At 68.4% G+C, this 13,497-nt stretch carries 9 protein-coding genes; 3 read left to right on the top strand and 6 right to left on the bottom strand.

Annotated elements, in window-relative coordinates:
- The first annotated feature begins 19 nt into the window (after positions 1-19).
- The gene (locus tag J2X34_RS02920; protein ID WP_429516071.1) at positions 20-1,456 is read left to right on the top strand and encodes a polysaccharide biosynthesis tyrosine autokinase; all 1,437 of its coding nucleotides are present in this window, start codon (positions 20-22) and stop codon (positions 1,454-1,456) included.
- Here the strand turns inward: J2X34_RS02920 and J2X34_RS02915 are convergent.
- Positions 1,424-1,939, bottom strand: a complete 516-nt coding sequence (locus J2X34_RS02915) for a low molecular weight phosphatase family protein (protein ID WP_114721484.1) — start codon at positions 1,937-1,939, stop codon at positions 1,424-1,426. The genes J2X34_RS02920 and J2X34_RS02915 overlap by 33 nt on opposite strands.
- A gap of 137 nt (positions 1,940-2,076) precedes the next feature.
- Between J2X34_RS02915 and J2X34_RS02910 the strand changes: the two genes are divergently transcribed.
- Positions 2,077-3,213 carry a hypothetical protein gene (locus tag J2X34_RS02910; RefSeq protein ID WP_429516070.1) on the top strand — a complete coding sequence of 379 codons (1,137 nt, stop codon included), beginning with the start codon at positions 2,077-2,079 and terminating at the stop codon, positions 3,211-3,213.
- Positions 3,214-3,224: 11 nt separating this feature from the next.
- Here the strand turns inward: J2X34_RS02910 and J2X34_RS02905 are convergent, their stop codons facing one another.
- From J2X34_RS02905 to J2X34_RS02895, 3 genes are all read right to left on the bottom strand, one after another.
- Entirely contained in the window at positions 3,225-4,514 is a 1,290-nt protein-coding gene (locus J2X34_RS02905; protein ID WP_114721488.1) for a YibE/F family protein, read from the bottom strand.
- A 303-nt stretch (positions 4,515-4,817) separates the two neighbouring features.
- Positions 4,818-6,071 carry a pyridoxal phosphate-dependent aminotransferase gene (locus J2X34_RS02900; RefSeq protein ID WP_114721752.1) on the bottom strand — a complete coding sequence of 418 codons (1,254 nt, stop codon included), beginning with the start codon at positions 6,069-6,071 and terminating at the stop codon, positions 4,818-4,820.
- A 172-nt stretch (positions 6,072-6,243) separates the two neighbouring features.
- Positions 6,244-6,654 carry a TIGR03668 family PPOX class F420-dependent oxidoreductase gene (locus tag J2X34_RS02895; protein WP_114721490.1) on the bottom strand — a complete coding sequence of 137 codons (411 nt, stop codon included), beginning with the start codon at positions 6,652-6,654 and terminating at the stop codon, positions 6,244-6,246.
- Between the two features lie 58 nt (positions 6,655-6,712).
- On the opposite strand from J2X34_RS02895, the gene J2X34_RS02890 reads away from it, so the two are divergent.
- The gene (locus J2X34_RS02890) at positions 6,713-8,662 is read left to right on the top strand and encodes a prolyl oligopeptidase family serine peptidase (protein ID WP_429516069.1); all 1,950 of its coding nucleotides are present in this window, start codon (positions 6,713-6,715) and stop codon (positions 8,660-8,662) included.
- Positions 8,663-8,667: 5 nt separating this feature from the next.
- On the opposite strand, the gene J2X34_RS02885 is transcribed toward J2X34_RS02890, so the two are convergent.
- Positions 8,668-9,609, bottom strand: a complete 942-nt coding sequence (locus J2X34_RS02885) for a hypothetical protein (RefSeq protein ID WP_114721494.1) — start codon at positions 9,607-9,609, stop codon at positions 8,668-8,670.
- Positions 9,610-9,852: 243 nt separating this feature from the next.
- Complete coding sequence (locus J2X34_RS02880) at positions 9,853-13,029, bottom strand: (Fe-S)-binding protein (RefSeq protein ID WP_114721496.1); 3,177 nt, start codon at positions 13,027-13,029, stop codon at positions 9,853-9,855.
- Between the last annotated feature and the right edge of the window lie 468 nt (positions 13,030-13,497).

Raw genomic sequence — 13,497 nt, 5'->3', positions numbered from 1 at the left:
AGGACGGGGAATCGGGGATATGGAAGTACAGGACTACCTACGGATCGTGCAGACACGGTGGAGGATCATCGCGCTGACAACACTGGTCGGCATACTCGTCGCGCTCGGAGCCTCGCTGATGTCGACACCGATGTACCAGGCATCGTCCAGGCTGTTCGTCTCCACCTCCTCAGGTGCGTCGGTCAACGAGGTCTACCAAGGCAACCTGTTCTCGCAACAGCGTGTCGCTTCCTATACCAAACTGTTGACCGGTTCCACGCTCGCCCAGCGCACGCTCGACAAGCTGGGGAAGTCCGACCTCACTGCGGAGCAACTGGCCAAGAAGGTCAAGGCAACCTCGACGCCGGACACCGTCCTGATAGACACCAAGGTGACGGATGCATCTCCCGAGGTCGCGCGCGACCTCGTGAATGCACTGTCGGACGAGTTCGTTCTCATGGCAGAGGAACTCGAGAGCATGGAGCCCGGGACGCCTCCGATGGCCCGCGTCGTGGTGGAGCAGCACGCGTCGACTCCGTCCACTCCTGTGAGCCCCAAGACAAAGCGCAACCTGGCACTGGGCTTCGTCGTCGGACTTCTCGGCGGCATCGCCCTCGCCGTCCTGCGCGACCGCCTGGACAACACCGTGAAGAGCCGTGAGGTGCTCGACGAGCTTGCCGGGGTCGGTCTGGTGGGTACGGTGCCGTTCGACAAGGATCGGGAAGAGAAGGCGGCCATCGCTTTCCAGGACGGGTATTCGGGCAGCGCCGAGGCGTTCCGTGAGCTGCGCACGAATCTGCAGTTCCTCGAGGTGGACAACCCGCCCCGTGTCATTGCGATCACCAGTTCGCTTCCGGGAGAGGGAAAGACGACGACGGCGATCAATCTATCGCTCGCGATTGCGGAGGCCGGCTACTCGGTGGCTCTCGTGGACGCGGATCTGCGCCGCCCGCGTATCGCCAAGTATCTCGATCTGATCGGGTCGGTCGGTATGAGCACGGTGCTGGCCGGGCAGGCCGACATCGACGACGTGTTGCAGTCGACGCCGTTCCCGAACGTCTCGGTACTCGCGTCCGGTCCGCTGCCGCCGAATCCGAGCGAGTTGCTCGGCTCCACGCATGCCGAGAAGTTGTTCGCGGATCTGCGCTCGCGTTTCGACTTCGTCATCATCGATGCCTCGCCGCTTCTGCCGGTGACGGACGCGGCCGTTCTCGCGGTCAAGGTGGACGGCGCGTTGGTCGTGGTGAAGCACGGGCAGACCAAGCGCGAGCAGGTCTCGCGGGCTATCGGCAATCTGCGCAGCGTGGGTGCGACCGTCCTCGGCACGATCCTGACGATGACGCCGGCCAAGGGCAAGGGGGCGTACGAGTACAAGTACTACTACGACTCGGATGCGCCGGTGCAGAAGGTGGAAGATGCCCCGGCGAAGGTCGATCCCGCGCCGCTAGTCGCGCAGGCGGGGCAGAAGGTCGAGTAGGGCCTCGTCGATCTGACTGCCGACGTCCCCGAACACGATCGCGCTGCGGCCGATCGGGTCGGGGACGTCGACGTTGTCGGGTCGGGGGACCTGACCGCGGACCGCTGCGAGGTCGGCGACGGTGGCCGATCCGGTCGCGCGCGCCAGATGGGTCGCCTCGAGCAGCGTGAACGTCCGCTTGAGCTGGCGCGGTGCCGTGCGAAGCACGGCGTCGCGGTGGGACTCGGTCATCGTCAGGATCAGGTCGGCGGTTCCCGCGATCGCCGGGTTCAGCTGGCGCGCCGCGAAGCCGTCCGGCGTGCCGCCGAGGTTCGAAAGGATCTGTGCTGCCGTCGGTTCCATCGGGCCGCCGACTACCGCTCGGGTCCCTGCGCTGGATGCGGCCAGATCGGTCCGCCCGGTGCGGGCCGACCAGGCGGCGGTGAGCCGCTCTGCGGTGGGGGAGCGGCAGATGTTGCCGGTGCAGACGAACAGCAGTTGCATGGGGTGAGTGTAAGGCGGCTGTATAGACTCGGCTCGTCCAGCACGCGGCTCGCGCGGCGACCGTTTGCGACCACGATCGAAGGCGGCTCATGGGTGGGGTTCTGGGAGTTTCGGTGGGGGCCGGATTCGTTCGTCTGGTGCGATCCGATTCCCCGGACGGATCCGGTGAGTTCGAGTACCAGGCGATCGAGGTCGGTGGGCAGATCGCGGAGGATCTGGCGGCGCAATCGGTCGGCGTGATCCTCGCGGAGGCGGCCGAGTCGGGATCGGCCGTCGGCGTGGGTATCTCCTACAGCGACGAGGGCCAGGCCGCTGCGCTCGACGTGGCGATGCGACGGCAGGGTGTCACCGGCTTTCGCCTCGTCCCCGAGGTGACCGCGGTACTCGAGCAGTTGCGCGGTGTCGGCGATGTGGCGGAGTTCCGGACGGTCGTGCTCTACGACCTCGGTAGTTCGGGGTTGACCGTCAGCGTGGTCGACCGGTCGACCGGAGTGGTCGCGGCAACGGAGCGCACCGACGTCCTGTGCGGCGACGACCTGATCGGACTACCACGTGAAACATTCGACAGCGTCGCGGTTCCCGCGGTCCAGCGTTCGGCAGACCTGGTGGCCGAACTGATCGTGCAGTCCGGGCACAGGCCCGACGCCGTCGTGCTTCTCGGTGGCGGAGCCCATCTGCCCGTGGTGCGGGCCGTGCTCGAGTGGAGGCTCGGTCTGCCGATCGTGGCGCCGCACGCGCCGGAACTGGCCGCTGCCCGCGGCGCCGCGTTGCTTGCGGCGCCGGTGTCGGCGGCCGGGCCCGCTCGTCCACGGCCGTCCACCGCGCGCGGGCGGCACCGGCAGGCGGTCTCGCGGCGTCAGGTCAGCGGTGCCGGTATCGCCGGGGCCGCGCTCGTCGTCATCGCCGTCGTCGGGTTCGGACTGGGCTACGGCAGAACCCTTTTCGGTCCGGATGCGGCAGCCACCGCCGACACACCCACCTTGGTACCGCCGAGTTCGTCGACGACGGTCCAGACCTCGCTCCCGTCACCCCCGCCGCCGTCCGAAGCGCCGACGACGCCGCCGTCCGAGCAGGGCGCGTCGCAGCCGGTCGGGGGCGGTGGGGGCGCCCCGGCCCCACCTCCACCGGCCCAGCCCCGTCCGGCGGATCCACCACCCTGGTGGGAGATCCCGGAGCTACCCGGGATCCCGCCGCTCCCGCCGCTGCCGCAGCTCCCGCAGTTGCCGTTGCCTCCGGTGGAACTGCCACCCTTGCTGCCCCTCCCGCGGCTCTGACGGGCGGTCGGTCAGCGCGCGTGACGCCCGCCTGTACGCCGCCGCGGTGACGGAGCGGCGAGCCGGGGCCGGGCGAGGAGCGCGGCGATCCCGGTTGTCAGGGGCACGGAGAGCGCGAGTGCGATGCCGCCGACCGACGATCGGACGATCTCGATCGCCACGGCGTCACCGGTCAGGACGTCGCTGACGGGTCCACCCGCGACGCTGAACAGCAGCAGGAGCGGAAGCGCACCGCCGGCGTACGCGAGCACCAGGGTGTAGACCGTGCTGGCGATGTGGTCGCGTCCCACCCGCATTGCGGAGGTGAAGACGGTTCGCCGGGAAGCGGCCTCGTCCATCGACGCGATCTCGAATGCCGCCGACGCCTGCGTGATCGTGACGTCGTTCAGCACACCGAGCGAGCCGATGATGAAGCCGGCCAGGAGGAGTCCGGTGATGCTGACCTGCTGGATGTAGGCCTGCACGTTGGTGTTCTGTTCCTCGGACAGTCCCGTCAGATGCGTCATCCGAATCGCGATGACGGACAGGACGGCTGCGACGAGCATCGAGGCGAGCGTGCCGAGCAGCGCCGCGCTGGTGCGTAGATTCACGCCGTGCGCCAGGTAGAGCACGGCGTACAGGATCACCGCGCCCGAGACGAGTGCGACGGGCATCGCCGGCTTTCCGTCGAGCAGTGCCGGCAGCGTGAAAACGACGAGGACGCCGAAGGTGATCCCGAGTCCGAGGAGCGCCCGCGCACCCCGCCACCGGGCAACCGCGACGATCGCGACGGCGAACGCCGCGACGACGAGGAGCAGGGGAAGCCCGCGGGAGTAGTCGTTGAACGAGTAGATCGGGGTGCCGGACGAATCCGTCTGCCGGACAAGCCGGATGTGCTCACCGACGCTCAGATTCGGTTGCCCCGGACCGGGCACGATCTCGAGCAGCGTCCGGGTTCCCTCGTTGGGGCCGGAGTCGATCGTCACCAGGCTGCGTCGGCAATCGAACGAACTACCGGTCGGGGGAGGTGTGGGATCGCCCGGAAACGCCCGGCCCGCAGACGGGCTGCCGCACGGTGTGATGTCCTGTGCGACGACGGTGCCGGCCTCGGTGGTGACGGCTCCACCGCCCGCGTTCTGGAACGGCAGCGGGATCTCGATGTGCTGCTTGCCCGGCCACAGGATCGCGGCCGCCGCGACGACGGCGATTGCGATCGCGACGAGCAGTCCGACCACAACGCGTGCAGCGGTCGGGCCCACCGGGAGCGGGCCTTCGAAATGGCCGTGGCCGTGGCCATGACCGTGGAGGGCTTCGGATGTCATCGGATCGGCCTCTGCACCGGATCAGGCTAGCGGTGGCGGTGGCAAGCGACGGTGGCGGGGAGCAGGGGGGGGTCGTCCCCGCCACCGATACCTCGTCGCCCAGGGGGGAGGGGGCAAGACGAGGCGCTTACGGACACTCAGAGGTGCCAATCGGTCAATCTACCCATACCGGGGCGATCCCGCAGGGTTGAGGGAAAATAGCGTGTCGGCCCACCATGCGATCACCTGGATCACGTTCGGATGCAGGTGCTTCCGAGGTATCGGGTGCACCTGCATCCGGGCCGGGCGGACAGGTCCGACGGGCTACTGCTTGTAGCTGGACAGGAAGTTGCCGAACCGCTCGATCGCCACCGCGAGATCCCGCGCCCACGGCAACGTCACGATGCGCAGGTGGTCGTGATCGGGCCAGTTGAAACCGGTGCCCTGGACCATGAGGATCTTCTCCTGCAGCAGCAGATCCTGCACCAACTTCTCGTCGTCGTGGATCTCGTAGACGTTCGGATCCAGCCGGGGGAACGCATACAGCGCGCCGCGCGGCTTGACGCACGAGACGCCGGGAATCATGTTGAGCCGCTCCCACGCGACGTCACGCTGCTCGAGCAACCGGCCGCCCGGCAGGATCAGATCCTCGATGCTCTGGTGCCCGCCGAGCGCAACCTGGATGGCGTGCTGACCCGGAACATTGGGGCACAGGCGGGTGGACGCCAGCAGATCCAGACCCTCCAGGAACCCGGCAGCGTGGTCCTTCGGGCCGGTGATGGCGACCCAGCCGGAGCGGTAGCCCGCGACGCGGTACGCCTTCGAAAGCCCGTTGAACGTCAGGCACAGCATGTCGGGCGCGAGCGTGGCCAGCGAGATGTGCTTGGCGTCGTCGTAGAGGATCTTGTCGTAGATCTCGTCAGACAGCAGCAGCAGCTGATGCTTGCGGGCCAGGTCGACGAGCTGCGAGAGCACCTCCGCCGAATAGACGGCGCCCGTCGGGTTGTTGGGGTTGATGACCAGCAGCGCCTTGGTCTTCTCGGTGATCTTGGACTCGATGTCCGCGATGTCCGGGTTCCAGTCGTTCTGCTCGTCGCACAGATAGTGCACCGGGGTGCCGCCCGACAGGCTCGTCATCGCGGTCCACAGCGGGTAGTCCGGAGCCGGGATCAGGACCTCGTCACCGTCGTCGAGCAGTGCCTGCATCGTCATCGTGATGAGTTCGGAGACGCCGTTGCCGAGGTAGATGTCGTCGACGTCGAGCTCCGGGAAGCCGGGCACCAATTCGTACCGCGTGACGATTGCGCGCCGTGCGGACAGGATGCCCTTGGACTCCGAGTAGCCCTGCGCGTACGGCAGAGCCGCGATCATGTCGCGCATGATCACATCGGGTGCCTCGAATCCGAACGGGGCGGGATTGCCGATGTTGAGCTTGAGGATTCGGTGCCCCTCGGACTCCAGTCGCGCCGCGTGCGCATGCACCGGCCCGCGGATTTCGTACAGCACGTTCTGCAGTTTGGTGGACTGCTCGAGAGCGCGCTGCGGCCGACGGTTGCGGACGGAATCTGGAGTGCTCACGCAACCATGATTCCACTCGCGCGCAAACGGAAATCGGCCGCCCACGAGCGGCCACTCCGGAGCGGCGCCGAAATCGGGCATGTTCGGCCTGGTGGGGGCGCTGATCGTGGGTGTCGGGACGCGCGCGGGAAAGGTCCGTCGAGGCCCGTGGACGTGACGGACGCCGCCGCGCTCACGACGCCGACCACGCCCGCCACCGAACGTCGCCGATCGCCACGACCGGACCGGCGGGGCGCATCGATCGGTACTGCGGATACTTCGCGACCAGCGCGTCGATCGCGGACCGGCCCTCGCTGCTGTCACCGGACAGGATCCGTGCGGCGCCGTCGACGCGGACCCACCACAGTCGCGTCCAATCGTGGTCGTAGTGGTCGACGATCAGGCTGACGCGTCCGGTCGCGGTGATGTTCGCGAGCCGACGCAGCCGGCGGGTGCTCTTCGGCTTGTCGTCGACCGCGGTGTAGATCGTCTCTCCGAGCACCGCGAATACCACCGGCACCACGTGCGGGTCGCCGGCCTCGGTCACCGTCGCCATGCGGGCGATCGGGGCGTCGGTGAACCGCGAGGGCAGCTGCGCGGGCATGAGGAAACGGTACGTCGCGCGGCGGTGTCCCCGCGATATTCCTGGCTAGGGTGTGCGCATGACATCTGCCGCTCGAACCGTCGCCCCCTACGGCTCGTGGACGTCGCCCATCGCGGCTGCCGACCTGGCGGCCAGCGGTCACCCGGTGGACGGAGGCCGGTTCGTCGGAGATCAGGTGTGGTGGTCGGAGCAGCGCCCCACCGAGGGCGGCCGGACCGCGATCCGCCGGCTCGGACCCGACGGTGAACCGGCCGACGTCCTGCCGATCCCGTGGAACGCGCGCACCCGCGTCCACGAATACGGTGGCGGAGCCTGGACGGTGGCCCGCGACTCGGTGCTGGTGTTCGCCGAGTTCAGCGACCAGCGGCTGTACCGGTTCGACCCACGCGTCGACGCTGCGCCGGTGCCGATCACCCCGATGTCGCCCACCCCGTCCTCGGACCGCTACGGGGATCTCACCATCGTCGGCGACGAGGTGTGGTGTGTGCGCGAGGTCCACCGCGGCCCGTCGCCGATGCGCGACATCTGCGCGATCCCCCTCGACGGATCGGCCGCCGGCGACCCGGCCGCGGTGCGCTCGATCGTCGGCGGCTCGGACTTCCTCGCCTACCCACGGTTGTCCCCGGACCGGACCCGGCTGGCCTGGATCGCCTGGAATCACCCGCAGATGCCTTGGGACGGAACCGAACTGCGTGTGCTGACGCTCTCGACCGGTCGGGTCGACGTTCTGCTCGGCGACGCCGAGGAATCCGTCCTGCAACCCGAATGGGTCGACGACGCGACACTGCACGTGATCAGCGACCGCAGTGGCTGGTGGAACCTCCACCGCGTTGCGCTCGGTGACGGCACCGTGACACCCATCTGCCCGACGGACGCCGACTTCGGCGCCCCGCTGTGGCAGCTCGGTGCCCGCTGGTACGCCGACCTCGGCGACGGCACCCTGCTGACCACTCGCACGGTCGGCACCGACACCCTCGCCGTGCTCGATCCCGCCACCGGTGCGCTCCACGACATCCCGCTCGACGGCATCTCCTCGGTGCACATCGCGGACGTCGACGGACGGCGGATCCTGTTGCGGTGCGGCGGAGCCCGCGTCGCCTCCGGGCTGAGACTGCTCGACCCGGACAGCGGCGAGCTCACCGACGTGCGAATGTCGGTCGACGACCTGCCGGACGTCGCCTACCTGCCCGAGGCGCAGTCCCTGACCTTCCAAGGCCCCGAACGCGAGGTCCACGCGATCGCCTACGCGCCGCGGAACCCGAACTACGAGGCGCCCGACGGCGAACTGCCGCCGTACGTCGCGCTCGTGCACGGTGGCCCCACCGCGCACGTCGCACCGGCCGTGCACCTGGTGTACGCGTACTTCACAAGCCGCGGTATCGGCGTCGTCGACGTCAACTACGGCGGCTCGAGCGGGTTCGGACGTGAATACCGCAACCGACTGCGCGGACAGTGGGGAATCGTCGACGTCGAGGACACCGTCGCCGCCGTGCGGGGGCTCGCCGACGCCGGTCTGGCCGATCCCGCGCGTCTCGCGATCGAGGGCGGCTCGGCCGGCGGCTGGACCGTGCTGTCCGCCCTGACCACGTCGGACGTGTTCGCCTGCGGCGTCTCGTATTACGGCGTCGCCGAACTGGTCGAGTTCGTGAAGGAGACCCACGACTTCGAGTCCCGCTACATCGACGGCCTCATCGGACCGCTGCCCGAGGCCGCCGACCTGTACGCGCGGCGGGCGCCGGTCAACAACGTCGACGGGCTCTCCTGCCCGGTGCTGCTGCTGCAGGGCCTGTCCGACCCGATCGTCCCGCCGTCCCAGGCCGAGCGATTCCGTAGCGCGCTGCTGCGCAAGGGCATCCCTCACGCGTACCTCGCGTACGACGGCGAGTCCCACGGATTCCGGAAGCTCGAGACGATCGTCAGCGCTCGGGAAGCGGAGCTGTCGTTCTACGGGCAGGTGCTCGGCTTCGAGACACCGGACGTGCCGCGCCTGGAGCTGTGGCGGCCGTAGGGCGCTCACGGGCGGGGCACCGGTTCAGTTCGTCCACGAGGGCCGGGGCGTGCCCGGCCGACTGCTTCCAGGATGCGCTCGACGATGACGCGAGGAGTCGCCAGTTCATCCCACACCCAGCGCACCACTTCCCATCCGGCGCCGCGGATCGCGTCCTCGCGTAGCTTTTCCGCCCACAGCACATCCTCCGGGACTCGGCCGTCGGGAGCGAGACGGCCGTACTTCGACCTCCCGTCGAATTCACCGACGACTCCCTGTTCGGTGAACAGGAAGTCGACGCGACCGAGGAATCTTCCGTTGGACGAGTAGAGCTTCGGCTGGCAGTCCGGGATCGGGAGTTGCTCGCGGATCATCAACACCCGGCTGCGCGATTCGCCGACGGACTCGGATCGCCCGTCGAGCAGTTGGAGGACGCCGGCAACCTTGCGACGCGAGGTTCGGGGATCCGTGGCCGCCAGGTCACCGGCGGAGCACCGCCCTGAATGGAGTGCATGATCGCCCGCTACGAGCGCTTGCTCGAACGGGAGTGTCCGCGCCAAGTCCACTATCGTGCGAGCGGCCGTCGTCACTCGCAGACCGGCCACTGACGTCGACTCGTCGGGGAGCAGTGACGTGCAGTGCACGTGTCGAAGCGCGGTGCGGCTGCCGCCGGACTGGCGGTTGCGAGTGAGGTGGACGGCGGCAAGCGGGGTGTTCCACAGATCGATGCCGTGCACGATCGCGGCTGACTGGTGGCTCAGTATCGCGTCGCGTGACGCGGACTCGAGTGTGGCGACGGACCGTACGCGGTGGCGTTCGCGAGCACTCAGCTCTGCAAATGTTTCCGCTGACAGGTAGGAGCCGCGCCGGAGCCGGTGCCAGGAACCGTTCCGGCACAGATGCTGCAGATTCCAGTCCGTCGCGCCACGCTGCAGTGCTTCGGAGCGCCGGATGATGAGTGGGTCCATGGCGTCATCCTGGCCGGCAGCTCCGTCACTCGAAGGGGCGCCGGACGCTGGATCGAGGGGGTTGTGGATGGCGGAGGAGCTGGGGACAAACACCATTGCCGCAGGGGTTGTCGCGCTGTCGCAAGGGCTGTCAGCGCGGAATCGCCATGCGGTGCTCGCACAAGCCCTGCGGCAGCTGGCGTCGGGAGCGCGGAAACGAAAGCGCCCCCACCGCGAACGGTGGGGGCGCTTGTCGTCAGGCGACTACTTCTTGCGGCCCGGTGCCTTGGCGCCGGCCTTGAAGCCCAGCGCGCCGGGCTTGGCCTGCGGCGGCGGAGGCGTGTTCGACGCATCCTGCTGGGGCGCGGCCTCGGCCTGCGGCTCGGCAGGTGCCTCGGGCTCAGGCTCCGCGACTGGCTCCGGGGCAGCAGGTGCCGCCGGTGCCGGGGCGGCCTTGCGGGCGCCCGGTGCCTTCGCGCCGGCCTTGAAGCCCAGTCCGCCCGCCTTGGGCTGCGGTGCCGGCTTGGCCTCGGCAGCCGGTGCGGCCGGAGCCTCGGGTGCGGTAGCCGCGGGAGCCTCGGCTACGGGCGCAGCCGGTGCCGGTGTAGCGGCCTTGGCGCCGGGAGCCTTGGCGGCGCCCCTCATCTGCAGGCCCTTGCCTCCGGGCGCCTTGGCGCCGGACTTCATGCCGAGTCCGCCGGGCTTGGCGGTCGGTGCGGTGGGAGCCGCCGGTGCCTCCGCAGCCGGAGCAGCCGGAGCAGCCGGAGCGGCCGAATCGGCAGGAGCGGAGGGTGCCGGTGCGGCAGCCTTCGCGCCGGGTGCCTTCGCGGCGCCCTTCATCTGCAGGCCCTTGCCGCCCGGTGCCTTGGCCCCGCCCTTCATGCCCAGGCCGCCGGGCTTGGCGACCGGCGCCGCAGGTGCCTCGGCAGCCGGTGCAGCAGCCTCGGCGGCCGGAGCGGCAGCCTCGGCCTTGGCGCCGGGTGCCTTGGCGGCGCCCTTCATCTGCAGACCCTTGCCGCCGGGAGCCTTCGCGCCCGGTGCCTTACCGAGACCCTTCATCTGCAGGCCCTTACCGGCCGCGGGAGCGGCGGCGGCAGCGGCCGGTGCCGTCTCGGCGGCCGGAGCCTCGGGTTCGGCGGCGGGAGCAGCAGCGGCGGCCGCGGGTACAGTGACAGCCGCGGCGGCGACCGGCGTCTTCTCGCGCGGCTCGACCTTGATGTTCGCGGTGAGCTGTGCAGGATCGAGTCGCGTGACCGAGCTCAGCATCAGCTGTGCGACGTCGACGACCTCGACGCCCTCGCCCTGGCCCTGCTCCTGTCGGGCGGTGACGCCGTCGGTGAGCATGACGCGGCAGAACGGGCAGCCTGTCGCGATCTTCTTGGGCGAGGTGGTGAGGGCCTCGTCGACGCGATCGATGTTGATGCGCTTGCCGAGCTGCTCCTCCATCCACATGCGGGCACCACCGGCGCCACAGCACATGGACCGCTCGCCGTGACGCGGCATCTCCTTGAGATTCGCGCCCGACGCCTCCATCAGCTCACGCGGTGCGTCGTACACCTTGTTGTGACGGCCCAGGTAGCACGGGTCGTGGTAGGTGACGTCCTCGTCGAGCTTGGCGACGGGGATCAGCTTCTTCGCGCGCACCAGGCGGTTGAGCAGCTGCGTGTGGTGGACCACCTCGTAGACGCCGCCGACCTGCGGGTACTCGTTGCCGAGCGCGTTGAAGCAGTGCGCACACGTGACGACGATCTTGCGCTTGGTGTCCGGGGTGCCGTCGAAGACCGTGTTCAGCAGCTCGATGTTCTGCATCGCGAGCTGCTGGAACAGGAACTCGTTGCCCGCGCGGCGAGCCGAGTCGCCGGTGCAGGTCTCCTCGGCGCCGAGGACCATGAACTTCACGCCGGCGGTCGCGAGCAGCTCGGCGACGGCCTTGGTGGTCTTCTTCGCGCGGTCCTCGTAGGCGCCGGCGCAGCCGACCCAGAACAGGTACTCGTAGTCCTCGAAGGAGTCCGCGTCCTGGCCGTAGACCGGGATCTCGAAGTCCATCTCGTTGATCCAGTTGAGCCGGTCCTTGGAGTTCTGGCCCCACGGGTTGCCCTTGTTCTCGAGGTTCTTGAACAGACCCGCGAGCTCGGACGGGAACTCCGACTCGATCAGCACCTGGTAGCGGCGCATGTCGATGATGTGGTCGACGTGCTCGATGTCGACCGGGCACTGCTCGACGCACGCGCCACACGTGGTGCACGACCACAGGGTCTCGGGGTCGATGATGCCGCCCAGTTCACCCTCGACCGTCTCGCCGACGAGCGGGCGCTCGGCCTCGGCACGCGCGGCTTCGGGGATCTTCGCGAGGGCAGCCTCGTTCGGCTTGCCGTCGGCGTCGACCAGGCCGACCTCGTCGCCACCCATGTCCTTGCGGCCACCGGCCAGCAGGTACGGGGCCTTGGTGTAGCCGTGGTCGCGCAGCGACATGATCAGCAGCTTCGGCGAGAGCGGCTTGCCGGTGTTCCACGCGGGGCACTGGCTCTGGCAGCGGCCACACTCGGTACAGGTCGTGAAGTCCAGCCAGCCCTTCCAGGAGAAGTCCTCGATCCGGCCGGCGCCGAGGGTGTCGGTGTCCGGGTCGACGTTCTCCATGTCCAGGGCGCGGCCCTTCGACATCATCGGCTTGGCGGCACCGAGAGCGACGTCGCCGTCGTCCTCACGCTTGAAGTAGATGTTCGGAAAGGCCGAGAAGCGGTGCCAGGCGACGCCCCACGTGATGTTGCGGCCGACCACGAAGAGCCAGATCATGCCGGACATCAGCTTGACGAACGCGAAGACCGAGACCATGACGGCGCTGGCGGGCAGCAGGTTGGCCACCTGCATCGTGAAGAAGTCGGTCCACGGGTTGGAGTGACCGGTCATCGCGATGCGGCCGGCCTTCACCATGATCATGCCGAGGCCCTCGATGAGCACGACGATCTCGACGAAGTACGCGGGGCCGAACTTCGAGCCACTGAAACGGGAGAGGCGCGCCGGGATCCGCGGGTGGTTGAGCTGGCGGATCACGATCAGCGTCAGGATGCCGACGACGGTGCCGATGCCCAGGATCTCGTCCCACAGGTGCCACACCCAGGTGTTGCCGAACAGCGGCCAGTGGAACTCGGGGTTGAACGTCTGGCCGTAGGCCTCGAACCACAGCAGCGCACCGCCGAGGAAGCCGATCATCACCAGCCAGTGCGCCCAGCCCACGGTGCGGAACTTCTGCATCCGGGTGTGCGCGATGAACTCGACGATCATCTGCTTGAAGCGAGGGAAGAAGGGTCGCCAGCGGTCGGGCGCCGGCTGACCGATCTGCACGGTCTTCGCCATGGTCCAGGCCCCACTCAGGAATGAGGCCCAGCAGACAAGGCTCAGCAGCGCGCCGACGGTGCCCAACGTAATCGTCAGGGCATTCATGTCGATGCCTTTCGTTTCGGGGCAGCACGCGTGCCGCCTGGGGTCAGCCCACAGATCCTAGCGCCCTACAAGTTACCCGCTGGTAACTTGTGAGCACTACCTGTCGGTAACATAGCGCGTACCGTCGTTTCCTGCATCTTTGTCTGTGAAGAACCTTCCCGGGGCACGCAGACGTCCGGTTCGAAGGGGTGCGGGGCGGGCTGGGCCCCGGCCGTTCGGGTCGGATTCAGTTAACGGTATGCGGTGCCGGTGTGACGTATGTCGTGTAGGTAGACCTAACTCGCGCGGGTGGGTGTGAATCCCAAAAGCAATTTGGACGTTTGTTCATTTAATATTCGATATGAATTAGTGACAATTCCGTGTTGTGTCGGGTTATGATTCGCCGCGAATCGGAGGGCTTCTCGCGGCTCATTTGCGCAGGTGGGAGAGCGCCGGGAGCGCTTCGAGGGTTCGAATACCTATTCGGTC

The sequence above is a fragment of the Rhodococcus sp. BE178 genome, from assembly GCF_050433545.1.
Lineage (GTDB): Bacteria > Actinomycetota > Actinomycetes > Mycobacteriales > Mycobacteriaceae > Prescottella.
This window is presented reverse-complemented; position numbering and strand designations above follow the sequence as displayed.